Origin of the sequence: Gordonia ajococcus, assembly GCF_012974285.1 — a bacterium.
GTDB lineage: Bacteria > Actinomycetota > Actinomycetes > Mycobacteriales > Mycobacteriaceae > Gordonia > Gordonia amicalis.
On the sequence record NZ_CP052884.1, the window covers coordinates 1,917,473 to 1,943,683 of the forward strand.

General features: G+C 69.0%; 21 protein-coding genes and 1 tRNA gene. 17 read left to right on the top strand and 5 right to left on the bottom strand.

What is annotated here, in order from left to right:
• Positions 1-78 precede the first annotated feature (78 nt).
• From GAA2_RS08800 to GAA2_RS08820, 5 genes are all read left to right on the top strand, one after another.
• On the top strand, positions 79-744 hold the full coding sequence (locus GAA2_RS08800) for a PadR family transcriptional regulator (RefSeq protein WP_024497322.1): 666 nt from the start codon (positions 79-81) through the stop codon (positions 742-744).
• 2 nt (positions 745-746) lie between these two features.
• Entirely contained in the window at positions 747-2,294 is a 1,548-nt protein-coding gene (locus tag GAA2_RS08805; protein ID WP_024497323.1) for a DHA2 family efflux MFS transporter permease subunit, read from the top strand.
• A 47-nt stretch (positions 2,295-2,341) separates the two neighbouring features.
• Positions 2,342-3,541, top strand: coding sequence for an exonuclease SbcCD subunit D (locus tag GAA2_RS08810; protein ID WP_024497324.1), 1,200 nt, complete (start codon positions 2,342-2,344; stop codon positions 3,539-3,541).
• Between the two features lie 13 nt (positions 3,542-3,554).
• Positions 3,555-6,530: an AAA family ATPase gene (locus GAA2_RS08815; protein WP_024497325.1), complete on the top strand. Its 2,976-nt coding sequence runs from the start codon at positions 3,555-3,557 to the stop codon at positions 6,528-6,530.
• A 56-nt stretch (positions 6,531-6,586) separates the two neighbouring features.
• Positions 6,587-6,662: transfer RNA gene (locus GAA2_RS08820), tRNA-Arg, on the top strand.
• A 95-nt stretch (positions 6,663-6,757) separates the two neighbouring features.
• On the opposite strand, the gene GAA2_RS08825 is transcribed toward GAA2_RS08820, so the two are convergent.
• The 3 genes from GAA2_RS08825 to GAA2_RS08835 form a co-directional block, all read right to left on the bottom strand.
• Positions 6,758-7,126 (bottom strand): VOC family protein, encoded by a 369-nt coding sequence (locus GAA2_RS08825; protein ID WP_024497326.1) that lies wholly within the window; start codon positions 7,124-7,126, stop codon positions 6,758-6,760.
• 169 nt (positions 7,127-7,295) lie between these two features.
• A complete protein-coding gene (locus GAA2_RS08830; protein ID WP_024497327.1) occupies positions 7,296-8,051 on the bottom strand; it encodes a DUF305 domain-containing protein in 756 nt (251 codons plus the stop codon).
• 17 nt (positions 8,052-8,068) lie between these two features.
• Positions 8,069-8,893: a DUF3105 domain-containing protein gene (locus GAA2_RS08835; RefSeq protein WP_024497328.1), complete on the bottom strand. Its 825-nt coding sequence runs from the start codon at positions 8,891-8,893 to the stop codon at positions 8,069-8,071.
• A 155-nt stretch (positions 8,894-9,048) separates the two neighbouring features.
• Between GAA2_RS08835 and argS the strand changes: the two genes are divergently transcribed.
• From argS to rho, 6 genes are all read left to right on the top strand, one after another.
• Entirely contained in the window at positions 9,049-10,701 is a 1,653-nt protein-coding gene (gene argS, locus GAA2_RS08840; RefSeq protein WP_159405457.1) for an arginine--tRNA ligase, read from the top strand.
• Positions 10,698-12,119, top strand: coding sequence for a diaminopimelate decarboxylase (gene lysA, locus GAA2_RS08845; protein WP_024497330.1), 1,422 nt, complete (start codon positions 10,698-10,700; stop codon positions 12,117-12,119). Before argS ends, lysA begins: the two co-directional genes overlap by 4 nt.
• On the top strand, positions 12,116-13,459 hold the full coding sequence (locus GAA2_RS08850) for a homoserine dehydrogenase (protein WP_024497331.1): 1,344 nt from the start codon (positions 12,116-12,118) through the stop codon (positions 13,457-13,459). The genes lysA and GAA2_RS08850 overlap by 4 nt, the downstream gene beginning before the upstream one ends.
• Positions 13,452-14,537, top strand: a complete 1,086-nt coding sequence (gene thrC, locus GAA2_RS08855) for a threonine synthase (protein ID WP_024497332.1) — start codon at positions 13,452-13,454, stop codon at positions 14,535-14,537. The genes GAA2_RS08850 and thrC overlap by 8 nt, the downstream gene beginning before the upstream one ends.
• Positions 14,518-15,522, top strand: coding sequence for a homoserine kinase (thrB, locus tag GAA2_RS08860; RefSeq protein WP_024497333.1), 1,005 nt, complete (start codon positions 14,518-14,520; stop codon positions 15,520-15,522). The genes thrC and thrB overlap by 20 nt, the downstream gene beginning before the upstream one ends.
• Positions 15,523-15,968: 446 nt before the next feature.
• Entirely contained in the window at positions 15,969-17,972 is a 2,004-nt protein-coding gene (rho, locus tag GAA2_RS08865) for a transcription termination factor Rho (protein WP_159405456.1), read from the top strand.
• A 250-nt stretch (positions 17,973-18,222) separates the two neighbouring features.
• On the opposite strand, the gene GAA2_RS08870 is transcribed toward rho, so the two are convergent.
• Both GAA2_RS08870 and GAA2_RS08875 read right to left on the bottom strand, forming a co-directional pair.
• On the bottom strand, positions 18,223-19,164 hold the full coding sequence (locus GAA2_RS08870) for a heme transporter (protein ID WP_024497335.1): 942 nt from the start codon (positions 19,162-19,164) through the stop codon (positions 18,223-18,225).
• A 22-nt stretch (positions 19,165-19,186) separates the two neighbouring features.
• Complete coding sequence (locus GAA2_RS08875) at positions 19,187-20,410, bottom strand: sulfite reductase subunit alpha (RefSeq protein WP_024497336.1); 1,224 nt, start codon at positions 20,408-20,410, stop codon at positions 19,187-19,189.
• A gap of 287 nt (positions 20,411-20,697) precedes the next feature.
• On the opposite strand from GAA2_RS08875, the gene rpmE reads away from it, so the two are divergent.
• The 6 genes from rpmE (at position 20,698) to GAA2_RS08905 (ending at position 26,189) form a co-directional block, all read left to right on the top strand.
• Positions 20,698-20,910, top strand: coding sequence for a 50S ribosomal protein L31 (rpmE, locus tag GAA2_RS08880; RefSeq protein WP_006360515.1), 213 nt, complete (start codon positions 20,698-20,700; stop codon positions 20,908-20,910).
• A gap of 134 nt (positions 20,911-21,044) precedes the next feature.
• Positions 21,045-22,121 (top strand): peptide chain release factor 1, encoded by a 1,077-nt coding sequence (prfA, locus tag GAA2_RS08885; protein ID WP_024497337.1) that lies wholly within the window; start codon positions 21,045-21,047, stop codon positions 22,119-22,121.
• Between the two features lie 5 nt (positions 22,122-22,126).
• Positions 22,127-23,041, top strand: a complete 915-nt coding sequence (gene prmC / locus GAA2_RS08890; protein ID WP_159405455.1) for a peptide chain release factor N(5)-glutamine methyltransferase — start codon at positions 22,127-22,129, stop codon at positions 23,039-23,041.
• 12 nt (positions 23,042-23,053) lie between these two features.
• A complete protein-coding gene (locus GAA2_RS08895) occupies positions 23,054-23,707 on the top strand; it encodes an L-threonylcarbamoyladenylate synthase (protein WP_159405454.1) in 654 nt (217 codons plus the stop codon).
• 1 nt (position 23,708) lies between these two features.
• A complete protein-coding gene (gene glyA / locus GAA2_RS08900) occupies positions 23,709-24,932 on the top strand; it encodes a serine hydroxymethyltransferase (protein ID WP_159405501.1) in 1,224 nt (407 codons plus the stop codon).
• A 57-nt stretch (positions 24,933-24,989) separates the two neighbouring features.
• Positions 24,990-26,189, top strand: coding sequence for an MraY family glycosyltransferase (locus tag GAA2_RS08905; protein WP_006437290.1), 1,200 nt, complete (start codon positions 24,990-24,992; stop codon positions 26,187-26,189).
• The last annotated feature ends 22 nt before the right edge of the window (positions 26,190-26,211 follow it).

The window sequence follows — 26,211 nt, forward strand, 5'->3', positions numbered from 1 at the left end:
GACATGTGCGTATATTCCGACTGGAATATTCGACGCCGATCACACGACCTCGGGGTCGTCGGACCAGGAGGTTCGCGCATGGCGTGTTCCACCCCGCTCGGACCGGTGGCGATCCTGGTGCTCGGCCTCCTCCACGAACGTCCGATGCACCCCTACGAGATGGTGCAGACGACTGTCGCGCGCCGCGAGGACCGCCTGGCGAAGTTCCGGGCCGGCACGCTGTACCACGCGGTGGACCGGCTCTTCGAGAACGGACTGATCGAGGTCCACGAGGTCCGTCGCGAGGGCAACCGTCCCGAACGGACCGTCTACACGATCACCGAAGCCGGCCGGGGAGCGCTCACCGAGAGCCTCGAACGCATCCTCGAGACGAGACCCGAGGAATACCCCGAGCTGTACCTCGCGCTGTCCGAGGCGCACGGGCTGCCCCGCAACCGGGTCGTCGAACTCCTCGACCGGAGGATCGCGACCATGCGGGCCGACCTCGCCGACGTCGAGGCCGCCGTCGCGGAGATCCGGTCCCGGGGCAAACCGGAGATGTTCTTCCTGGACGGCGGTTGCCGGATCGCGACACTCACCGCCCAGATCGCATGGCTCGACGACCTCGTCGACCGCCTCCGCACGTACCGCATCGCATGGCTCGACGACCCGGATTCGCCGTATCGCGTTCCCGCCGGGCCGAATACCTCCCCGGCTCCGAACACCTCCCCCGACACCGAACGCCTGACACAGAAGGTCGAGTAGAGATGACCCGTTCCACCCCCGCCGCCGGGGTCGCCGGCTCCGAGGTGACGACGAGGCCCTGGGCTGCGCTGATGGCGCTGTGCGTGGGCTTCTTCATGATCCTCGTCGACATGACGATCGTGGCGGTCGCCCAGCCGCGTATCCAGGCCGATCTCGACACCGATGTCAACGGCGTCGTCTGGGTCACCAGTGCCTATCTCCTGACGTATGCGGTGCCGCTGCTCATCACCGGCCGTCTCGGGGACAAGTACGGCCCGAAGACGATGTATCAGCTCGGCCTGATCGTCTTCACCCTCGCGAGCGTGTGGTGCGGCCTGTCGTCGTCGATCGGTGAGCTCATCGCCGCACGCGGCCTGCAGGGCATCGGCGCCGCGCTCATCACCCCGCAGACGATGTCGCTGATCACGCGTATCTTCCCGCCGGAGAAACGCGGTGCGGCCATGGGTGTCTGGGGCACGGTCGCCGGTGTGGCCACTCTGGTGGGCCCGCTGCTCGGCGGCATTCTGACCGACGCTCTCGGCTGGGAATGGATCTTCTTCATCAACCTGCCGGTCGGCATCGCAGGACTGGTGCTCGCCGCGACCCTCGTTCCGAAGGTCGAGACAAAGGACCACCAGTTCGACTGGATCGGCGTGGTCCTGTCGGCGATCGGTCTGTCCGCGCTCGTGTTCGGCATCCAGGAGGGCGAGAGCTTCGACTGGGCGGCGTGGATCTGGGCGCTGATCGTCGGCGGTCTGGTGTTCTTGGCGGTCTTCGTCTGGTGGCAGTCGCGCATCCGCACCGAGCCGCTGCTCCCGCTCTCGCTGTTCCGCGACCGCAATTTCTCGCTGGCCACCGTCGGTATCTCCTCGATGGGTTTCGCGGTGTCGGCCATGATGATCCCGCTGACCTTCTTCCTGCAGCTCGTGGGCGGTATGACACCCACCCGATCGGCGGTCGTGCTGGTCCCGATGGCGATCCTGACCGGTGTCCTCGCGCCGATCGTCGGGCGCATCGTCGACCGCGTGCACCCACGCGCCATCGTCTCCATCGCGTTGCTGCTCAACGCCATCGCGATCGGCTGGCTGGGCGTGGTCGCGCGCCCGGAGACGCCGGTCTGGATGATCATCCTGCCGCTGTGTCTGATGGGTATCGCGTCCGCCGGGATCTGGGCACCGCTGGCGGCCACCGCCACGCGCAACCTGCCGTGGCATCAGGCGGGTGCGGGTGCGGGTGTCTACAACACGCTGCGCGTGATCGGCTCGGTGCTGGGTTCGGCGATGATCGGGGCCCTTCTGCAGTCCCGCCTCGCGGCCGAGTTGCCCGGGATCGACGCCGCCGCGGCGCAGGACAGCACCGGCGCGAACCAGTTGCCGGAGTTCCTCCGTGAGGGCTTCGCCACCGCGATGGGCCAGTCGCTCTACCTGCCGGCGGCCGCGTTGCTGGTCGGTGTCGTGGCGACGTTCTTCTTCGTCCGGCCGGCGCACCAGATGCCGTCGCGCGCGCCCGCCGGCCCGGCGGATGCCGCGACGGGTAGCGCGACTCACACCGTCCCCGTGACCGGGGCCTGAGCGCGCGTCCCCCGATCTGTCGGGGCCCGACCGTATGGTTTGTCATCATGCGGATCGTGCACACCTCCGACTGGCACCTGGGCCGGACGTTCCACGGTGTCGACCTGCTCGCCGACCAGCGTCGCGCGCTGAGCCACCTCGCCGCGCTGGTGGCGGCCGAATCGGCCGACGTAGTCATCGTCGCCGGTGACGTCTACGACCGCTCGGTCCCCTCGGCAGACGCGGTCCGTGTCTACGACGACGGTCTGGCCGAGATCGCGGCCGCGGGGGCGCAGATCGTCGTGACGTCGGGCAACCACGACTCGGCCACGCGCCTGGGTGCGGGTTCGTCGTTCGCCGCTGCGGGCGGGTTGCACCTGCGGACCTCGATCGACGCGATCGCCGAACCGGTCGTCCTGTCCGACGCGCACGGCGAGGTCGCGGTGTACGGCATCCCCTACCTCGAACCCGACACCGCCCGACGCCACCTCGGCGTCGACGAGGTGTGCGGCCACACCGCGGTGCTCGACGCCGCAATGAGCCGCATCCGGGCCGACCTCGAAACCCGACAGTCGCGATCGGTCGTCGTCGCCCATGCCTTCGTCAGCGGCGCGGCGGCCTCCGGATCGGAGCGTTCGATCAGTGTCGGGGGAGTGGAAACCGTTCCCGCCGAGACCTTCTCCGGCGTCGACTACGTCGCCCTCGGTCACCTTCACTCTCCGCAGCGCGTCACCGACACGGTGCGCTACAGCGGCTCGCTGCTGCCGTACTCCTTCGGCGAGCGCACCCACCGCAAGGCGGTCTGGATCATCGACCTCGACGCCGACGGCGTCACCGAGATCCGCCGCAACGAACTACCCGTCGTGCGCCAATTGAGTTCACTGCGTGGAACTCTCGACGAATTGCTGACCGCGGAACAGTTCCTCGCCGTCCAGGACCACTACGTCGAGGCGACGCTGACCGATACCGTGCGTCCGCTCGACGCGATGCGCCGCCTGCGGGAGCGATTCCCGTTCGCGGTGCACGTGCAGTGGGATCGTCCGCACACCGGTTCCGGGGTCGACTATCGCTCGCGGGTCCGCGGCCGGAGCGATGCCGAGATCATCAACTCCTTCGTCGAGGACGTCCGCGACACCCCGACCAAGGGGGAGCGGGTACTCATCGAACGCGCGCTGCGCGCCGTCGTCGGCGAACCCGAGGCGGACGCCGGCGCCAACGGCGAGCTGGCGCTGTTCGCCCTCGACGCGTTCCGGGCGGAGACCGCATGAGCACGGAAACCGTATGAGACTGCACCGGATTCGGATTCGTGCGTTCGGCCCCTTCGCCGACGAGGTCACCGTCGACTTCGACGAGCTCGGCGCGGACGGCCTGTTCCTCCTGCACGGACAGACGGGCGCGGGCAAGACCACGGTCCTCGACGCGGTGGCGTTCGCGTTGTTCGGACGGGTCCCCGGCGCGCGGGACACCAATCGTCGCCTGCACTCGGATCATGCTGCCCCCGAGACGGTTCCGGAGGTCGAACTCGAGGCCACCATCGGTTCCCGCCGGATGCGCATCACCCGCTCGCCCGAACACGAACGCCCCAAGAAGCGCGGCGACGGGAAGCGGAAGATCAATGCCTGCGCGTCGCTGGTCTGGGTGGACGGTTCGGGTCCGGACCTCACCCGTATCCCCGAGATCGGCGAAGCGGTCGTTCGTCTGCTCGGCATGAGTGCCGAGCAGTTCTTCCAGGTCGTGCTGCTGCCGCAGGGCGACTTCGCCCGATTCCTCCGGGCACACTCCGACGAACGGGAGGAGTTGCTGGAGCGGCTCTTCGACACCGAGCGCTTCGGCGACCTCGAGGAGTGGCTCCGCGACCGGGCCCGTGAGAGCGCGGCCACACTGGCCGAGCACGCCGGCACCCTCGACCGCATCGCCGGGCAGATCGTCGCGATCAGCGGCACCCAGGCGCCCGCGGAACCCGACTTCGACTGGGCCCAGGGGTGTCTCGACTCGGCCCGGCAGGCCGCGGAACACGCACTGGCGGAATCGACCGCCGCGCAGGCGGCGGTCGAGCAGGCGGAAGCCGCCCACGAGCACGGCCGGCGCGTCGACGAGTTGCGTCGTCGTGGGCTGCAGGCGCGTGAACGACTCGCCCGGCTCGCCGACGGAGAGACGACGCTGACGGCCGCCGAGCAGTCGCGTCGGCTCGCCCTGCGCGCCGCACCCATCGCGCCGCTCGCCGACGACCACGAGCGCTCCGACGCCGAGGTCGCCGCCGCGTCCGCCGCGGCCGATGGCGCACGCGCCGCCCTCGCCGAACTCGCCGAGGGCCGGGCCCTGTGCGAAACCGACTGTGACGATTCGGCGCTCGTCGCGGCCGTGGACCGCTGGACCGAGGAATCGGGCCGCTGGGAGCCACTCGCGAAACGCGTCGCGGAGCGTCCCCGGCTCGTCGCCGACGTCGACGGACTCGAGAAGACGATCGCGGCCGCGGAACAGCAGGCCGCGGAGACACGTACACGGCTCGAGTCCGCGCCCGCTCGCCGCGACGAGGCGGTCGCCGCGCTTCGGTCCGCCGACGAGTTGCGTGTCCAGGCGCCGAAGCTGCGTGCCGAACGCGACCACGCCCGGCGGGTCCTCCAGGCCTTCACCGATCGCGACGAGGTGCTCGCGCAACTGGCCGACGCCGAGCAGGACCTCCTCGACGCGCGGGAGAAGCATTCTGCCGCAAGAGAACACCAGCTCGACATCCGCGAACGACGCCTCACCGGGATGGCCGTCGAACTGGCCGGCGCCCTCGTGGACGGGGAGCCGTGTGTCGTCTGCGGCTCGGTGGGGCATCCCGCGCCGGCTGCCGGCGACGCCGACGCCTCCGTGGGAGAGGCCGAAGAGAAGGAAGCTGCGGCCGCCGAGGAACGTGCGAGTGCGATCAAGGCCATCGCGCAGTCCGCGGTAGCCGCACTGCGGGAACGGCAGGCCAATCTCGACGCCGTCATCGCCGGCGCCGAGCGCGCCGCGACCGAGGCCGGTCACGCCCGGCTGGTCGCCGACCTCGCGTCCGCCGAGCGAGCGGCCGCGCGCACGCCCGCTCTGCAGGACGCCGTCGAACGGATCGACGCCGAGATCGCCGACCGGCGCCGGACTCTGGCCGACCACGAGACCGCGCAAGCGGGGCGTCGTGAACGTCTGACGGCTCTGCGCGAGAACCTGAAGGCCCTCGACGCCGAGGTCCAGGAGGCGACCGGCGGGCGGATGGGGATCGCCCAGCGCCGTCACGAGCTCGCCGAACTCTGTCGCCGCACAAGGACTCTGCGGGAGGCCCGACGCGAACTCGACCGGGCCCGTGGCCGTCGCACCGAGATCGCCGAGCGGCTCGCCGCCGCCTGTGCGGACGCCGGATTCGTCGGCGCGGACGAGGTGCGGGCTGCCGCCGCGTCGCACACGCAGATCCGTCACTGGGAGAAGCTGCTCGAAGAGGCGGCGGCGATACGCGCCGGCGCCGAGGAGACCCTCGCCGATCCCGACGTATGCGCAGCGCTGGAGGCACCGGAGGTCGACGTCGCCCGTCTCACCGCGGATCTGGTGACCGCACGGGCCCGTCGCGACGATGCCGCCCGCGTGAATGCGGTGGCGGCACAACGCCGTACCGACCTCGAAGAGTACGTGGCGGGATTCTGGGCGGCTCTCGATGCGCTGGCGCCGCTGAGGGCGCGGCATGACGAGTTGCAGGGTCTCGCCGAGCTCGTGAGCGGACGCGGACAGAACTCTCGTCGTATGTCGCTGCGGTCCTATGTGCTGGCCGCGCGGCTCGACGAGGTGCTGGTCGCGGCATCGGGCCGCCTGCGCGAGATGTCTTCAGGGCGATACGAATTCGTCCATTCCGACGCCGCCGGCGTGCGTGGCCGGCGCGGCGGTCTGGGGATCGAGGTGCGCGATGAGTACACCGGCGTGCTGCGCGCCACCACCACGCTGTCGGGTGGGGAGACCTTCTTCGCGTCGCTGGCCCTCGCGCTGGGCCTCGCCGACGTCGTGTCGGCCGAATCCGGGGGTCGCGTCCTCGACACGATCTTCATCGACGAGGGTTTCGGCACCCTCGACCCGGAGGCCCTCGACCTCGTCATGGGCGTCCTCGACGACCTCCGCTCCGGCGGGCGGGTCGTCGGCGTCGTCAGCCACGTCGACGAGCTGCGGGCCCGAATCCCGGCCCAACTGCACGTCCTGCGGGGCGAACACGGCTCGACGCTACGGGTGCAGAGTCCACTCGGCGTGTCGTGAGCTGCCCGATTGTGATGTGCCGGTGAGCGTGCGCTAGTCTGGGTTCCGCCCGATGAGCCCCCGTAGCTCAGGGGATAGAGCGTCTGCCTCCGGAGCAGAAGGCCGCAGGTTCGAATCCTGCCGGGGGCACCACAACCGCAAACCCACCACTTTTGGAGAAACCCACCACCCTTCGGGGCGGTGGGTTTCTCCATTCGTGGTGGTTTTGCGATCGGTGGTTTTGCGGATCACACGTACGGCTCGGTGAGCATCTCCAACAGCTGACCCGACGGGTCCTTGAAGTACACGCGGCGTCCCTCCTCGATGGAGATCGCGTCCGGGCGCCGCATCTGCGGATCCGCCCAGTGTTCGACGCCGCGGCGTCGTAGGGCGGCATACCCGCGATCGAACTCGTCGTCGTTCATCAGGAACGCGAGATGGATCGGCTCGTTCACGGGAGCCGGCGCGAACTGCAACAGCGTGTCGTCGTCGAGCAGGATGTTGACGAACGGGCCCCAGTTGGTCGTCGGCCGGGCGCCGAGGACCTCGACATAGAACTGCGCGGAGACGGTCGGTTCGTGGGCACCGATGATGATGTGGTTGAAACTGACTGGCATGGGCGAGACTTTCGCTCCGGCGCCTCCATGCCTGACGCGGTCCGCCACCGGCACGCGACGCTGTGCCAGAAGCTACCACCAAACGAGAATCGCCACCTCCGCTACAGAATCGCCGGCTACAGCTGGCGATTCCGGGCGGAGGTGGCGATTCTCGTCCGGTAGGGGGAGGTCAGTTCATCGGCAGCGGCTGCGCGTTGCGCTCGGCCAGCATGGCCTCGATGATGCCGATCTCTTTGTCCTGCGTGCGCTGCATCGCCGACGCGAGGTCGCGGACGTAGGGCTGCGAGACGTTGGCCGGGTTCGCGGCGTACTCCATCATGTGGAGCCCGCCCTCGTGGTGGCGGAGCATCAGCTGCAGGAAGGTCGTGTCGACCTCGGGCCCGCGCATCGCGCGGAACCGCTCCATCTCCGCCGACGTCGCCATGCCCGGCATGGCCGGCTGCTCGGCGCCGGCGGCCGGGGTGGACTCGTGATCGCCATGGTCCATGTCGCCGTGATCGTCACCGGACGTCTCCGTCGACGATCCGTGGCCCATCCAGCCCATCGCCTCGCCGGGGTTGGTGACGGGTTGACCCCAGCGGGTCAGCCAGGACTGCATCTGCCCGATCTCGTTGCTCTGGGCGGTGAGGATGTCGAAGGCCATGCTCCGCACCTGGGGATCGGTGCCGTGCTCGAGTTCGATCGCGGCCATCTCGACGCCCTGCTCGTGGTGACGCGTCATGTCCTGCGCGAAACCGACCGCGGCCGAGTTCGCCGCGGGGGAGTCCTCGCCGGAGGAGTCGTCGGCCAGGCTCGCCTGGATCAGCAGCCCGAGGCCGACGCCGACGAGCAGCACCGCGACCGCGGCGAGCGCGAGGATGGCCGGACGTCGACGTGACGGGGCGCTGCCGGTGGTCGGCTCGGTGCCCTCAGGTGTCTCGCTCATGTTCGTTTCCCGTCCGATCAGCCCGCGGGCATCGGGTTGTTGCCGCCGCCGTCCATGGGCACGGCGCCGGCGCCGGGCGCGCCCTCGTCGGCCGGCGGGGGATTCGACGGATCGAAGCCCGGGATGGCGGTGCAGGTGGCCTGCGTCTCCGGGTATGCCGCGGTCTGCGGGTTCTCCTGGTAGACGCCGGGCATCATGTTGCGGCGCAGCGAGGTGATGAACTGATCGAGCCGCGGGTCGCTCGCCGAGTCCAGCTTCAGCTGATGCCCCCAGCTCTGCACCGAGACCGGCTTGTCCTGCCCGGGGTAGGGCGACAAGAACAGGTACTGTTCACCGCGCACGAGCCGCTTGAGGTAGTCGACGTCCTCAGGCGAGGCCGTGTCGGGGTTGTAGGTGATCCAGACGGCGCCGTGCTCGAGTGCATGGACGGCGTTCTCCGAGCGCAGCGGGTTCGGGTAGACGACGCCGGTACAGGTGGCCCAGATCTCGTCATGCGGTCCGCCGAAGGGCGGCGACTGGTCGTAGGCGACGCGCTGGGACGCGTTCACGTGCTTGCCGGCCTGGTAGTAGATCTTCGTCACGCCGTCGATGTCCTTCGACGGGTCGGGGTTCTGCGGTGACGGGACGAACTCGGAGACCGACTGGACCGCCACGTCGTCCTTCTCATTGGCGCGCTTGTCGTTGAACTTGGGCACGAGGTAGATCGCGAGCCCCGCGAGGAGGCCGATGACCACGACGACCGCGCCGATCAGCATCCAGTCGACCTGCCGGCCGGTCGCCGTGGGTACGGACCCGGACTTCTTACGAGCCTTGGGGACGTTCGCCCCTGGTTTGCGCGCCATTGACTTCTTTCCTCGTACGACGGGGGTCGCCATGCGCGCGGGCGGTCGTACCCCCCGGCGCGCGCTCGGCGCACACGAGTCTACTGATGGACGGCACCGGCCCCGGGAGGGTGCGATTATCGATGAGCGGCCCTCGGCCAATAGGATGGTGTCCCGTGACTCCCGCCGACCTGGCCGCGCTGCTGCGCGCCGTGACCCTGACCGTGGTCCGTGACCGCGGACTGGACGAGAACCTGGTGCCCGACTTGATCGTCGTCGAGCGCCCCCGTCACGCTGACCACGGCGATTACTCCACCAATGTCGCCCTGCAGCTCGGCAAACGACTCGGTGTGGCGCCCCGTGAGCTGGCCGGATGGCTCGCCGATGCCTTCGCCGGCGCCGAGGGCATCGCCAAGACCGAGGTCGCGGGTCCCGGCTTCGTCAACATCTGGCTCGGTGCAGCCGCCCAGAACACCGTCGTCGCGACCGTGATGGAGCGGGGCGAGAGCTACGGCCGCGGCAAGGAGCTGGCCGGCTCGATCATCAACCTGGAGTTCGTCTCGGCGAACCCGACCGGACCGATCCACCTGGGCGGCACCCGCTGGGCCGCCGTCGGTGACGCACTCGGTCGTGTCCTGGCGGCTCGGGGCGCCGACGTGACGCGCGAGTACTACTTCAACGACCACGGCGCCCAGATCGATCGCTTCGCGCGTTCGCTCGAGGCCGCGGCGCTGGGCGAACCGACCCCGGAGGACGGCTACGCCGGCGACTACATCGCCGACATCGCGGCCAAGGTCACCGAGAAGGTGCCCGACGTGCTGTTGAAGCCCGAGGCCGACCGGGTCGAGACCTTCCGCGCCGTCGGCGTGGACCTGATGTTCGACCACATCAAGCAGAGCCTGCACGCCTTCGGCACGGACTTCGACGTCTACACGCACGAGGACAAGATGTTCGCGACGGGTCTCGTCGACGAGTGCATCGAGGAGCTCAAGGGCAACGGCAACCTGTACGAGAGCGACGGCGCCTGGTGGCTGAAGTCCACCGATTTCGGTGACGACAAGGACCGTGTCGTCATCAAGAGCGACGGCAACGCCGCCTACATCGCCGGCGACATCGCCTACTACCGCGACAAGCGCAACCGCGGCTTCAACCTGTGCATCTACATGCTCGGTGCCGACCACCACGGATACATCAGCCGCCTCAAGGCCGCCGCGGCCGCGCTCGGCGACGACCCGGCCACCGTCGAGGTCCTCATCGGCCAGATGGTCAACCTCGTCCGCGACGGCAAGCCGGTGCGCATGTCCAAGCGTGCGGGCACCGTCATCACGCTCGACGACCTCGTCGACGCGGTCGGTGTCGACGGCGCGCGGTACTCGCTGATCCGTTCGTCGGTGGACGTGAACATCGACATCGACCTGGACCTGCTGACCAAACAGTCCAACGACAACCCGGTGTACTACGTGCAGTACGCGCACGCCCGGATGTCGGCGCTGGCGCGCAACGCCGCCGACCTGGGCGTGGTGTCCTCGCTCGACCACCTCGACCTGCTCGACGACCCGGCCGAGGGTGAATTGATCCGTACCATCGGCGATTTCGACGAAGTGGTCGCCACCGCGGCCGCCCTGCGCGAACCGCACCGCGTGTGCCGTTACCTCGAGGTCCTCGCCGGCACCTACCACCGCTTCTACGCCAAGTGCCGCGTCCTGCCCCAGGGCGACGAGGAGGTGGCCGACATCCACCGCGCCCGGCTCGCCCTGTGTGAGGCCACCCGTCAGGTCCTGGCCAACGGTCTCGGGCTCGTCGGCGTCAGTGCTCCGGAGCAGATGTGAGCGCGCACCCGGCCGGACCCCGGCACGCCGAACTGCTGGCCGCGCCGCATCTCGCGCAGCGGCCGAACGATCCGGCCGTCCTCGCCGCCATCCCGCCCCAGGTGTGGCCTCGCAACGCCGCCCGCGACGACTCGGGTGAGCTGCGCATCGCCGGCGTGCCGGTGAGCGAGCTGGCCGCCGAGTTCGGGACGCCGGCGTTCATCGTCGACGAGGCGGACTTCCGGTCCCGGTGCCGCGACATGATGGCGGCGTTCGGCCCCTACGGCCGGGTGCACTACGCGTCGAAGGCCTTCCTGTGCAGCGAGGTGGCCCGTTGGGTCGCCGACGAGGGGTTGTCGCTGGACGTGTGCACCGGCGGCGAACTCGCCATCGCGCTGCGCGCCGGTTTCCCCGCCGAACGAATCGCGTTGCACGGCAACAACAAGAGCCCCGAGGAGCTGGCCGCTGCGGTCGACGCCGGTGTCGGCCACGTGGTGCTCGACTCGATGATCGAGATCGACCGGCTCGATGCCATCTCGGGTGAGCGGGGCACCGTCACCGACGTGCTCGTCCGCGTCACCGTCGGTGTCGAGGCGCACACCCACGAGTTCATCTCGACCGCCCACGAGGACCAGAAATTCGGCTTCTCCCTCGCCGGCGGCGTCGCGATGGAGGCGATCCGCCGGGTCTTCGCCGCCGACAACCTGCGCCTCGTCGGTCTGCACAGCCACATCGGCTCGCAGATCTTCGACATGGACGGCTTCGAGCTCGCCGCCCATCGCGTCCTCGGGCTGCTGCACGATGTCGTCGACGAGTTCGGCGTCGAGAAGACCTCGCAGATCTCGATCGTGGATCTCGGTGGGGGACTCGGTATCTCGTACCTCGAGGAGGAGCGTCCGCTGCCGGTTCAGGAGGTTGCGGAGACCCTTGCCGACATCGTCCGCCGCGAGTCCGCCGCCGTGGGTCTGCCGATGCCGGTCATCGCCGTCGAACCCGGCCGGGCGATCGCCGGGCCGGGCACCATCACGCTGTATCGGGTGGGCACGGTCAAGGACGTGGAGATCGGCGGCGGCGCGGTGCGCCGCTACATCTCCGTCGACGGCGGCATGAGCGACAACATCCGCACGGTGCTCTACGACGCCGAATACGACGTCCGTCTGGTCTCGCGGGTCTCCGACGCGCGCGCGGTGGTCTGTCGCGTCGTCGGAAAGCACTGTGAGAGTGGCGATATCGTGATCAAGGATTGCTGGCTGCCGGAGGATCTGGGCCCCGGTGACCTCATCGCGGTCGCCGCCACCGGTGCCTACTGTTACTCGATGTCGAGCCGCTACAACATGACCATGCGGCCGCCGGTCGTGGCCGTGTCCGATGGAAAGGCCCGCCTGATGCTGCGGCGCGAGACCATCGAAGACTTCCTCAGCCTGGAGGTGGGCTCGTGACCGGATCTGTCCAGAACGCAAGTGACACAAGCGAGGTGAATGCGGTGCGGCCCATCGGGGTGGCGGTACTCGGAATGGGCAATGTCGGTGCCGAGGTGGTGCGGATCATCACCGAGAACGCCGACGACCTGCGATCGCGCGTGGGCGCGCCCGTGGAGATCCGCGGCGTCGCGGTGCGAGATCTCAACCGGCCGCGCAAGATCGGGCAGGAGTTGCTGACCGACGATCCCGCGGCGCTCGTCGCGCGCGACGACGTCGACATCGTCGTCGAACTCATGGGTGGCATCGACCCGGCCCGCGAGCTGATCCGTTCCGCGCTCCAGAGCGGCAAGTCGGTCGTGACCGCCAACAAGGCGCTGCTCGCCGAGTACACCGGCGAGCTCGCGACCGCGGCCGCCGAGGCGAAGGTCGACCTGTACTTCGAGGCGGCGGTCGCCGGTGCCATCCCGGTCGTCCGCCCGCTCATGCAGTCGCTGGCCGGCGACACGGTGGAGCGCGTCGCCGGGATCGTCAACGGCACCACCAACTTCATCCTCTCGGCGATGGACGAGACCGGCGCCGACTACGCCGATGCGCTCGCCGAGGCCGGTCGTCTCGGATACGCCGAGGCTGATCCGACGGCCGACGTCGAGGGTTACGACGCGGCGGCCAAGGCCGCGATCCTCGCGTCGATCGCCTTCCACACCCGGGTCACCGCTGCCGACGTGCACCGTCAGGGCATCTCCTCGGTCACCGCGGCCGACCTGCTCGCCGCCAAGAAGTTCGACTGCACGATCAAGCTGCTCTCGATCTGCGAGCGCGTCCGCGACATCGATGGCTCGCAGCGGATCTCGGCGCGTGTGTACCCGGCGCTGATCCCGCTGACCCATCCGCTGGCCACTGTCAACGGGGCCTTCAACGCGGTCGTGGTCGAGGCGGAGAACGCCGGCCGGCTGATGTTCTACGGTCAGGGCGCCGGTGGTTCGCCCACCGCCTCGGCCGTGCTCGGTGACATGGTGATGGCGGCGCGCAACCGCGTCCACGGCGGTCGTGGCCCCCTCGAATCGACCTATGCGTCGTTGCCGATCGCACCGATCGACGACGTGTTCACCCGCTACTACATCTCGATGCGCGTGTCCGACCGTCCGGGCGTGCTCGCCCAGGTCGCCGGTGAGTTCACGAAGCGGTCGGTGAGCATTGCCGCCGTGCGCCAGGAAGGCGCAGGTGACGATGCCCGCCTGATCGTGGTGACCCATCGGGCCCCCGACCGCGCGCAGTCGGATTGCGTTGCGGCGCTAGAAGACATGGACGCCGTCATCAAGGTGTCGAGTGTGTTGCGATTGGAAGGTACCGATGACTGAAGCGACTTCTGCGCCCGTGCACCGCGCGTGGCCCGGCCTGATCGAGGCATACCGTTCGCGGCTGCCCGTCGCCGACGACTGGAAGGTCGTCACCCTGCTCGAGGGTGGCACCCCGCTGATCAGCGCCCCGCATCTGTCGTCGCTGACCGGTTGTGAGGTCTATCTCAAGGTCGAGGGTCTCAACCCGACCGGTTCGTTCAAGGACCGCGGCATGACGATGGCCGTGAGCAACGCGGTCAACAACGGCAAGACCGCGGTGCTGTGCGCCTCGACGGGCAACACCTCCGCCTCGGCGGCGGCTTATGCGACCCGCGCCGGGATCACCTGCGCCGTCCTGATCCCGCAGGGCAAGATCGCGATGGGCAAGCTCGCGCAGGCGGTCATGCACGGCGCCAAGATCATCCAGGTGCAGGGCAACTTCGACGACTGCCTCGAGCTCGCGCGCAAGGCCACCGCGGAGTTCGACGAGATCGAGCTCGTGAACTCGGTCAACCCGGCCCGCATCGAGGGGCAGAAGACGGCCGCCTTCGAGATCGTCGACGTCCTCGGTCGCGCACCCGACGTGCACGCGTTGCCGGTCGGCAACGCCGGCAACATCACGGCCTACTGGAAGGGCTACACCGAGTACCACGCCGACGGCGTGTCGTCCTCGCTGCCCCGCATGCTCGGTGTGCAGGCCGCCGGGGCGGCTCCGCTGGTGAACGGCGCTCCCGTCAAGGAGCCGGAGACCATCGCGACCGCGATCCGCATCGGGTCGCCCGCGAGCTGGAACCAGGCCGTCGCGGCCAAGGAGGAGTCGAACGGGCAGTTCCGCGCGGCCACCGACGAGAAGCTGCTCGAGGCCTACCGCCTGATCGCGGGCAAGGAAGGCGTCTTCGTGGAGCCGGCGTCCGCAGCGAGCGTGGCCGGGCTCCTCGCAGCACGCGCCGACGGCTGGATCGAGGCCGGCTCGACCGTGGTGTGCACCGTGACGGGCAACGGCCTCAAGGACCCGGACACGGCTCTGGCCGGCATCCCCGAGGTCGAGGCGATCCCGGTCGATCCGGTGGCAGTGGCGAATGCCCTCGGTGTCGGCTGAGACCGCCGGGGTCGAGGAGATGACGCAGAACGGCGAGATGACCGATCCCGGGGTGGCGACGCGACAGCTACCCGTGGGTCTCTCGACGCGCGTCCGGGTACCGGCGTCGAGTGCCAACCTCGGACCGGGATTCGACTGTCTGGGCATCGCTTTGGGCATCTACGACGAAGTGATCGTGGAAACCGTCGAGGCCGGGGTCGTTCTCGACGTCGAGGGGGAGGGCTCCGCCGACGTCCCCCGCGACGAGTCCCATCTCGTGGTGCGTGCCCTCAATCACGGTCTCGCGCATGCCGGAGTGTCCGCCCCGGGCCTGAAGTTGCGCTGCATCAACCAGATCCCGCATTCGCGGGGCCTCGGTTCCTCGGCCGCGGCCGCGGTCTCCGGCCTCGCCGCCGCGTCCGGCCTGATCTCCGCCGCGGGATTCGGCGTGGGCCTGTCCGCCGACGAACTGGTTCAGTTGTCCAGTGAGTTCGAGGGACACCCCGACAACGCCGCCGCGAGCGTCCTCGGTTCGGCCGTCGTCACCTGGACGGACACCGCCGACGAGGTGAACTCGTATCACGCCCACCGGCTGTCGGTGCACCCCGATGTGTGCGCGACCGTCTTCGTCCCCGACACCGAGTCGTCGACGTCATTCACCCGTGGACTTCTGCCGGACGCGGTGCCGCGCGCCGACGCGGTCTTCAACCTGAGCCGCGCCGCGCTCGCCGTCGTGGCCCTGACCTCGGACCCGCGCAATCTCATGGCCGCCTCCGCCGACCGGTTGCACCAGCCCTATCGTGCGTCGGCGATGGTGCCGACCAGCGACCTCGTCGCCGAACTGCGCGCACGCGGCCACGCCGCGACGGTCTCCGGCGCCGGTCCCACGGTCCTGGTGCTGGGTACGGCGCCGATCCCGGCCGACATCCGGGTACTCGCGCAGGGACTCGGCTTCACCACCCACTCGGTGGCCATCGCCGGCGGCGTGGACATCAGCGCGGGCTGAGGTCGCGGCGCTCATCACACGCCGACGCGTTTCATTCCGGGGACCGAGGGGAATACCTGACGGGCAACGCGCGTTGGGAACGAGGTGTTCAGCGGTGTCTCGCCGAGGACCACAGCCTCCGATTCGGAGCCTCATTTGGCGCTTTCGGCGTGTTGCCCCTATCATGCGAACGGGGTTAACATATTCTGGTCTAGCCGCGCGGGCTTGTCCTGCCGTGCTTCTCATCCATCACCGATCGGTGACGCCGATCGTATCCGGCCGGGGTCGTGGGTCTCTGTCGACGGTGCCGAAGCGCGGGTGGCTCCCGAGCACGCTCGCAGCGGGACCGAACATCTCTCTGACCGTTCACCCTCCACCGTCCAACGCGGACGGACTCCCTCGCGTAGACAGCAGGGAAACGTAGACCTCACGCAGCTTCCGTCTGCGGGAGGAACGAAAGGACTTCCGTGACAGATACGGACCTGATCACCGCACCTGCCGAGCAGGAATCCGCGGGTTCGGCCGGCCCTGACTCGGGGCAACCGGCCAAGACACGCGCTCGCGCAGCCCGTACCGGCCTGTCCGGCATGGTGCTCAGCGAACTGCGGACCGTAGCCGGTGAACTCGGCATCAAGGGCACGTCCGGCATGCGCAAGGGCGACTTGATCGCCGCCATCAAGGAGCGCCAGTCCGGTGCCGCCGGCAAGAGTGCAGGCGCCAAGGCCGAGGCCAAGAGCCCCGAAGTCAAGAACGTCGACGCCAAGGCGGCCGACGTCAAGGCAGCCGACGCCAAGGCGGAAACCAAAGCCACCGAGACCAGGCGCCGCAGCGCCAAGGTCTCGTCCGAGGACGGGCAGCTGTCGATCGCCGAGTCCGCCGGTGACGGCGATTCCGGTCGGGCACCCCGCTCCGCGGGCAAGAAGACCACGGCTCCGGAGGCGGGTGAGCAGAACGCCGAACAGCCCAAGGGCGGCGAGCAGAAGGCCGACGCCACGGGTGAATCAGCCAAGGCCGGCGACTCGGAAGGCGGTGAGCAGCGCAACCGCCGCAACCGGAACCAGAACCGGGACAACCAGAACCGCGAAGGTGGCCAGAACCGCGAAGGTGGCCAGAACCGCGAAGGTGGCCTGACCCGCGAAGGTGGCCAGAACCGCGACAACCAGAATCGCGATGGCGGCCAGAACCGCGGCGGCGGTCCGAACCGTGACGATCGCGATGACGACGGCGAAGGCGGCGGTCGACGCCGCGGACGCCGTTTCCGCGAGCGTCGTCGTGGGCGCGACCGCGACACCCAGAACGAACCGCAGGTCTCCGAAGACGATGTGTTGCAGCCCGTCGCCGGCATCCTCGACGTGCTCGACAACTACGCGTTCGTCCGGACCTCGGGTTACCTCGCCGGCTCCAACGACGTCTATGTGTCGATGAACCTGGTGCGCAAGAACGGACTTCGACGCGGCGACGCCATCACCGGCGCGGTCAAGGTGCCGCGGGAGGGTGACCAGCAGAACCAGCGCCAGAAGTTCAACCCGCTCGTGCGCCTCGACACCGTCAACGGCGGTGACGTCGAGACCGCCAAGCGCCGTCCGGAGTTCAACAAGCTGACCCCGCTGTACCCCAATCAGCGACTGCGCCTCGAGACGACCCCGGATCGGCTGTCGACGCGTGTGATCGATCTGATCATGCCGATCGGCAAGGGCCAGCGCGCACTGATCGTCTCGCCGCCCAAGGCCGGTAAGACGACGATCCTCCAGGACATCGCCAACGCGATCACGGTGAACAATCCGGAATGTCACCTGATGGTGGTCCTCGTCGACGAGCGTCCCGAAGAGGTCACCGACATGCAGCGCTCGGTCAAGGGTGAGGTCATCGCCTCGACCTTCGATCGTCCGCCGTCAGACCACACCTCGGTCGCCGAGCTCGCCATCGAGCGCGCCAAGCGTCTCGTCGAGAGCGGCAAAGACGTTGTGGTTCTTCTGGACTCGATCACCCGTTTGGGTCGCGCGTACAACAATGCGTCGCCGGCGTCGGGCCGAATCCTCTCCGGTGGTGTCGATTCGACCGCCCTGTATCCCCCGAAGCGGTTCCTCGGTGCGGCGCGCAACATCGAGAACGGCGGGTCGCTGACCATCATCGCCACCGCGATGGTCGAGACCGGTTCGACCGGTGACACGGTCATCTTCGAGGAGTTCAAGGGCACCGGCAATGCCGAGCTCAAGCTCGATCGCAAGATCTCCGAGCGTCGTGTGTTCCCCGCGGTCGACGTCAATCCGTCGGGTACCCGCAAGGACGAACTCCTGCTCTCGCCGGATGAGTTCGCGATCGTGCACAAGCTGCGTCGTCTGCTGTCCGGGCTCGATTCGCAGCAGGCGATCGACCTTCTGATAAGTCAGCTCAAGAAGACCAAGACGAACATCGAGTTCCTGATGTCGGTCCAGAAGACCGCGCCGGGAGCCGGTGGCAACGACGACTGACGACGAGCAGTCGGCGAACAGCAACCGACCGACGGGCCCCGTCTCGCATCACGCGGGACGGGGCCCGTCTGGTTTGTGTGTGCTTGCTCCCTGAGTGGCGAGCGTGCGAGCGTGTGCTTGTTCCCTGAGTGGCGAGCGTGCGAGCGTGTGCTTGTTCCCTGAGTGGCGAGCGTGCGAGCGTGTGCTTGTTCCCTGAGTAGCGAGCGTGCGAGCGTGTGCTTGCTCCCTGAGTAGCGAGCGTATCGAAGGGTCAGGAGGCCAGGTCGCCGGTCAGGTGATCCCATGATTCCGACGCTGCGCGGGGAACGGCTCCCGTGTGCGTGACGACCAGGCAGCAGTGTGCGCGCCGGTCGTAGATCTCGACTGCTGCGGTCGGGCCGCACGCGCCCTGCGACCGAGTGACCCAGCACTGCTCGACGTGGTTGAAGTTGACCATCACCCGAGACCTGCCGGACGCGAGCACCATCTGCCCGCGGTGTTCGCGAGCGCCGTCGAGCCGGTCCTGGCGCATCTGCATGCATCCCGGAGCCGCGGCTGCGACGGTGACCGTCATCCCGAGCAGGGCGGCGTGTTCCAGCGCGCCGATGACGCGGCGGGTGTCGACACGGATGCCGTGCGCGCCATGTCCCTGCGTCAGCGAACGAAGCCGGGTGGTGCCGCCGTCGAGCAGAATCGAGTCGAAGAGCCCGATCTGGTCGTCGTGGCGGTCGGGCAGGGCGGCCGGGATGTACTCCGGCCCCACGAACGCCGGCGCGGCAGCGGGTTCCGGGCGGTGGCCGGCCGATACCGATGTGGACAGGGACAACGACTCGAAGGCGAGACGGTCGGAGTTCTCGGTCAGGTACGTCGCGTGCGCGGTGTTGCCGAGCGAGTCGAACAGTCGCAGCGTGGGCGGCACAAGCGCAGACGGGTCGGTCCGAAGGGTCGAGGACAACCGGGAGGGGTTGAGTCGCAAGGAGATCTGCTCGTCACCGACGTGGAGTGGCCCGCCCAGCGACGTCGGCACCCCGTGCACCCCGATCGCGTTCATGATCACCGGTCCGGCGACGGTGACACCGACGACCTCGGCGAGCGAAGGGAGTCGGCCGGCGATCCCGTCGATGTCTGAACTGATCGAGGAGTTGCCGAAACCAGGTGTGCCGAGCAGGGTTTCGAGGTCGCTCGGTCGTGTCGGGTCGGTGGGGTCGGGCACTGTGCGTCGATCTCGCGTCGGCTCAGTAGACGTCGCGAGCGTAGCGACCCGCGGCGCGGAGCGCGTCGACGTAGTCCCGAGCGCCGTCGGAGTCGACACCGCCGTGTTGGGCGACGATCTCGTGCAGGGCGGCGTCGACGTCGCCGGCCATCGTGGCGGCATCACCGCACACGTACACGTGGGCGCCCTTCTCGAGCCAGGCGAACAGATCCGCACCGTTCTGGCGCATCCGGTCCTGCACGTAGACCTTGTGGTCCTGGTCCCGGGAGAACGCCAGGTCCAGGCGGTCCAGCAGACCGTCGGTGACGAACCGATCGATCTCGTCGGCGTAGAGGTAGTCGGTGTCGCGGTGCTGGTCACCGAAGAAGAGCCAGTTCTGTCCGGTCGAACCACTGGCCGCACGGTGGTGGAGGAAGCCACGGAACGGCGCGATGCCGGTCCCCGGGCCGATCATGATCGCCGGCGCCTCGTCCTCGGGGAGGCGGAAGGTTTTGTTGGGGGTGATGAAGACGTTCACCGTGTCGCCGGGGGCGCAGCGGTCGGCGAGGTGCGTCGAGCACACGCCGCCGCGCTCGCGATCGTCGGCGACGTAGCGCACGGTCGCCATCGTGATGTGCACGGTTCCCGCATGGACCGTCGGGCTGGAGGAGATCGAGTACTCGCGGTGGGCGAGGGGGCTGAGCTCCTCCAGGAGTTCCTCGGGTGCGAACGTCAGAGTGGGATCGATGTTCAGCAGGTCGAGGACGTCGCGGCCGCGGAGCCACGTGTCGAGCGCCTGTGCGTCACCGCCCTCGATCAGACGGGTCAGCTCCTCATGGCCAGTGCGTTCGGCCACCGCCTTGGCGAGATACTTCGACGGGCAGCCGATCTCGTAGCGCGTGGCGAGGGACTCACGCAGGCTGTAGGTGCCCTTGCGGTCAGCGATGATCTCGTCGCCGGCCGCGCCGAGGCGCTCGAGGAGGAGATCCACCAGGGCGGGGTCGTTGACCGGGGTGATGCCGATGCCGTCGCCCGGCTCGTAGGTGATCCCGCTGTCACCGAGGGAGATCTCGAGGTGCCGCACCTCCTTGGCCGATCCCGGACCCGACAGCAGGGTGTTGGTCAGGATCGTCGCGGGGTACGGGTTCCGGCGGTTCCACGGCGACCGGGCCGGCTTGCGCCGTGCGGGCGCGGTCCGCGACGTCGACGACTCATCCGGGGTGGTGCGCAGTGGCGTGCCGGTACCGGCCGGAGCGGCGTCGTACATCGAGGATCCTTCGTGGTCGCAGAGGGGTGGGGCGCAGAGGGGTGGGGCGCACAGGGCTGGCCGTCGGCCACCGTACTATCTTCAGGGCACCCTCACGACCCCCTCGGGATGTGATATTCGCCCGGGAATCAATCGGGTGGCCATGCCGTTGACCAACCTGCGGCCGCTGCGTCCACGATTTCCGTCGTGAACGGCGCACATGGCATACTGAGCGGTCGAGTCCGGTTCCGGTTCACACCGTCGACAGGCGACGGTGACCCGGCGACCATAGAAAGGGACAGCCAGACATGAAGCAGGGAATCCACCCCGAGTACGCGGCGACCACCGTCGTCTGCGGCTGCGGCAACACGTTCGAGACCCGCAGCACCGCTGCCAACGGTCGTATCAACGTCGAAGTCTGCTCGCAGTGCCACCCGTTCTACACGGGCAAGCAGAAGATCCTCGACACCGGCGGCCGTGTCGCCCGGTTCGAGAAGCGCTACGGCAAGCGCGCCAAGTAGACCACGCTGCGACGCCCGCCCGACGCCCAGTCGGGACGGGCGTCGTTTGTGTTTGGTCGTCATCACCCGATTTCCAGGTCTCGGGCCGAAGCAGTCTTCGGCGGTGAGTTCCGTCTCTACAAGTGAGGTTCGCAGTGAGTACGCAGAGTCCGTCGGCCATCGATGACATCCTGGCCGAGCACTCCGGTCTCGAGCGTCAGCTGTCCGACCCCTCGCTGCACGACGACCCGGCCGCCGCTCGCCGTGTCGGGAAGCGGTTCGCCGAGCTCGCCCCGGTGATGGCGACCTACAACAAGCTCAAGGCGGCCCGCGAGGACCTCGAGGCGGCGCGTGAACTCGCCGCGGATGATGCGTCGTTCGCCGCCGAGGTCCCCGCCCTCGAGGCGACCGTCGAGGAGCTCGACGCGACGCTCACCGATCTCCTCGCCCCCCGGGATCCGCACGACAGCGACGACGTGGTGCTCGAGATCAAGTCCGGCGCCGGCGGCGAGGAATCGGCGCTGTTCGCCTCCGACCTCGCACGCATGTACCTCAAGTACTGCGAGCGGCACGGCTGGAAGGTGCAGATCCTCGGCGTCACCGAATCCGACCTGGGCGGCTACAAAGAGGCGACCCTGTCGATCAAGTCCAAGGAGACGGTCCGGGACGGCGTGTGGTCGCGCCTCAAGTTCGAGGGCGGCGTGCACCGCGTGCAGCGAGTGCCCGTGACCGAGTCCCAGGGACGTATCCACACCTCGGCGGCCGGGGTGCTCATCTATCCCGAGCCCGAAGAGGTGGCCGAGGTCGCGATCGACGAATCCGACCTGCGCATCGACGTCTACCGATCGTCGGGCAAGGGCGGTCAGGGCGTCAACACCACCGACTCGGCGGTGCGAATCACCCACCTGCCCACCGGCATCGTCGTGACCTGTCAGAACGAGCGGTCGCAGCTCCAGAACAAGGCCCGCGCGATGCAGGTCCTCGCCGCCCGTCTCCAGTCGGCGGCGGAGGAGGAGGCCGAGGCCGCGGCCGCCGAGGGTCGCGCCGCGCAGATCCGCACCGTCGACCGTTCCGAGCGCATCCGTACCTACAACTTTCCCGAGAACCGCATCACCGATCACCGCATCGGATACAAGGCGAACAATCTCGATGCCGTACTCGCCGGGGACATGGACAACCTGCTCGACGCGCTCGTCACCGCCGAGCGCCAGGCCCGCATGGAAGCCGAATAACCCCGATGTCGCCCGCGCCGGTCCGGGTGGCCGACGAAATCCGCGGCGCCACCGCACAACTGGCGGCGGCCGGGATCGACTCGGCGCGGCGGGACGCCGAATGGCTGATGGCGCACGTCCTCGCGTGTGACCCGGGGCGGCTGATCGTCATCGACACGATCGACGACGCGCACGTGCGCGAGTTCCGGGCGGCAATCGATCAGCGGGCGCGGCGAATCCCGTTGCAGCACATCGTCGGTACCGCGGCCTTCGGTCCGGTCGAGCTCGCCGTCGGGCCGGGGGTGTTCATCCCGCGGCCGGAGACCGAGTTCCTGCTCGAGTGGGCGGTGTCGGCCGCCGCGACAATGCCGGCTCCGCTGCGGATCGTCGATCTGTGCAGCGGTAGCGGTGCCCTGGCCATCGCCGTGGCGACGATGGTCGGGTCCGCCCGAGTGGCGGCCGTCGAGATGTCCCATGACGCCCTGAAGTGGCTGCGGCGCAACGTGTCCGATGCGCCGGAGGCGGTCCGGGAGCGGATCGACGTGTTCGCCGCGGACGTCACCGACGCTGCGCAGATCGGCCGGGTCATACCGGCGGGGAGTGTCTCGGTCGTGGTGACCAATCCGCCCTACGTGCCGCGGCGGTCGGCGGTCGGTCCCGAGGTGGACCACGATCCGGAGCGCGCCGTCTTCGCCGGCGACGACGGCATGAGCGTGATCGTCCCGATGGTGCCGGTCATCGCGACCATGCTCACCGCGGGTGGTGTCGTCGGGATCGAACACGACGACACGACCTCCGACGCCGTCGTCGACTGTCTGCGCGCCCATGGCGCATTCGACGAGGTGACCGCCCACACCGATCTGGCGGGCCGTCCTCGCTTCGTGACCGCGCGCCGGATCGGCGCAGGCGCGTCTCGCGGGGGAACCCGACCGTCGGCATGACAGGATGGTCGGGTGAGCATTGTTTTCGACTGCAACGATCCGCAGAGCCGTTCGGCGGGCATTCGCGCGGCCGTCGGAGCGGCGAAGGCGGGACGCCTGGTGGTGGTCCCCACCGACACCCTGTACGGAGTCGGTTGCGACGCCTTCGATTCCGACGCCGTCGGCTCGCTGCTCGCGGCCAAAAACCGTGGCCGGGACATGCCCGTGCCGGTCCTCGTGGGTTCCTGGCACTCGATCGACGGGCTCGTGCTGTCCGTCCCGCAGGCCGCCCGCGACCTGATCGAGGCGTTCTGGCCGGGCGGTCTGAGTCTCGTTGTCCGACAAGCTCCTTCGCTGGCCTGGGATCTCGGTGACACCGATGGCACAGTGATGCTGCGCATGCCGCTGCATCCGGTCGCGATCGAGCTGTTGCGCGAGGTCGGACCGATGGCGGTCTCGAGCGCGAACGTGTCGGGCCGTCCGCCCGCCACCACCGTCGACGAGGCCCGTGAACAACTCGGCGACGAGATCTCGGTCTACCTCGACGGCGGACCCGCGCCGGTCGCACAGGCGTCGACGATCGTCGACGTCTCGGGGGCACAGCCGCGCATCCTGCGCGAGGGTGCCATCACGGCCGAGGCCGTGGCCGAGGTCCTCGACGTCGATCCCGCCTCGCTGCGTGGGTGAGATGCTGCCGGGCACCGGATCGACGGGTGACCCGCAGGTCGACGCTCTGATCGACCGAGAGTCGACGCGGCGGCGCTCGTGGCTGCAGTTGCTCGCGAGCGAGACCGAGCCCACGCCGGGCGTACGTGCCGCGATGGCCTCGGCCTTCGACGCCAAGTACGCCGAGGGACGGCCCGGCTCGCGCTATCACGGCGGATGCGAGGTCGCCGACGAACTCGAGGAACTCGCGATCGGCCGGGCACGGGACCTCTTCGGGGCCGGTCACGTCGATGTCCAGCCGCTGTCGGGGAGTGCGGCGAATCTCGCCGTCTACGCCGCGTTCGCCCAGCCCGGCGATCCGGTGCTCGCCCTCCGGCTCGAGCACGGCGGTCATCAGACCCACGGTTCGCGCGCCAACTTCTCCGGACGATGGTTCTCGCCCCTGCACTACGAGGTCCGCCGCGAGGACGAGTACATCGACTACGACCAGGTCAGGGAACTCGCCCTGGTGCACCGCCCGCGGATCCTCGTCGCGGGCGCCACGTCGTATTCGCGGTCCTTCGACTACCCGCTCCTGCGGGCGATCGCCGACGAGGCCGAGTGCATCCTGCTGGTCGACGCGGCGCATCTCGCCGGTCACGTGGCCGCCGGTCTCCTCCCGTCGCCGGTTCCGTACGCCGACGTCGTCACCTTCTCCACCAACAAGGTGTTCCGCGGACCGCGCGGCGGCGTCATCCTGGGCCGCGCCGAGCACTCCGACGCGCTGCTCAAGGCCGTTCACCCGTTCGTCCAGGGCGGTCCGTCCATGCACGCGATCGCCGCCAAGGCGGTCACCTTCCACGACGCGGGCACCGCGGACTTCGCGTCCTACGTGAGGGCGACCGCCGACAACGCGCGCAGGCTCGCCGACGCCCTGACGGAACGAGGGCTGCGCGTCGTCTCCGGGGGCACCGACACCCATCTTGCGGTGGTCGACGTGTCCGCGCTCGGCATCTCGGGGTCGGCGGCGCAGGATCGGCTCAACAGGTCCGGGATCGTGGTCGACAAAGCGGTCCTGCCGTTCGACGAACGTTCCGTCTCAGAGGGATCGGGCATCCGGATCGGGACCCCCGCGGCCACCTCCCGGGGCCTGACGGCGGACATGATCCCGGCCGTCGCCGACGCGATGCTGGCAGCGTTGTCGACCGAGGACCTCTCGACGCACGATCGGATCCACCGTGAGATCAGCGACCTCGCATGCGGGTAGCGTTGTCCGCGTGTCCGAGACGTCCCGAGCGACCTCCACAGACCGGGTGGTGAGCCGATGATCGAGGCCGCCCCGGTGGTGCTCGCGGCCGCGACCGACGGGGGAGGGGCCGGTGTCCCGCTGCGCGAGTTGCTGCTCGTCGGTCTCACCGCCGCCGCGATGACGTATCTGCTGACCTCGGCAGTGCGGGTGTTCGCGATCAAGGCCGGTGCGGTCGCCGTGCCGCGTGTGCGCGACGTCCATGTCATCCCGACCCCGCGACTCGGAGGCCTCGGCATGTTCGGCGGGGTGGTGGCCGGTATCGCGCTCGCCGCCAACCTGCCCGCACTCAATCGGGGCTTCGCCTACACCACGGACCTGACCGCGGTCATCACCGCGGGGACCGTGATCGTCCTCGTCGGTGTCGTCGACGACCGGTGGGGTCTGGACGCCCTGACGAAGTTCGTCGGACAGCTGACCGCCGCCGGGGTCCTGGTGCTCCTCGGCATCTCCTGGATCCAGGTGCCGGTGCCGTTCGCCGACATCGGGACCCTCGTGCTGGATCCACTGCAGGCTGGCCTGCTCACGGTCGCCGTCACGGTGGCGACGATCAACGCGATCAACTTCGTCGACGGCCTGGATGGTCTGGCTGCCGGGCTGGGACTCATCGCCGCGTCGGCGATCTGCATGTTCTCCCTCGGTCTGCTCCGCGACCAGGGCGGTGACGTCAGTTACTATCCGCCGGCGCTCATCGCCGTCGCCCTCGCCGGCGCCTGCCTCGGATTCCTGCCGCACAACTTCTCGCCCGCCCGCATCTTCATGGGCGACTCGGGTGCGATGCTGATCGGGCTGATGCTGGCCGCCGCGTCGACGAGCGCGTCGGGTCGCATCGCGGTGAACGCCTACGGACCGGCGGACATCTTCACCCTGCTGTCACCGCTGATCCTGGTGGCGGCCGTGGTTTTCATCCCGATGCTCGACATGCTCCTCGCGGTGATCCGACGGACGCGGGCGGGCGTCGGTTTCTACACCCCCGACAAGATGCACCTGCACCACCGGCTGCTCGAGCTCGGACACTCCCAGCGGCGCGTCGCGCTGATCATCTATCTCTGGGTGGGCGTCCTGGCGTTCTCCGCCGCGGCGAGCACGCTGTTCCCCCTCTCGGTGGTCGCGCCGATGTTCGGGGCGGGTCTGGTGGTGGCGCTGCTGGTGACCATGGCGCCTCGTCTGCATCGCCGGTTCGCGGAGCTGCGCACCGCGACGAAAGCCTTCCGCTGACGTGCGCGTATGCCGCTGTGCG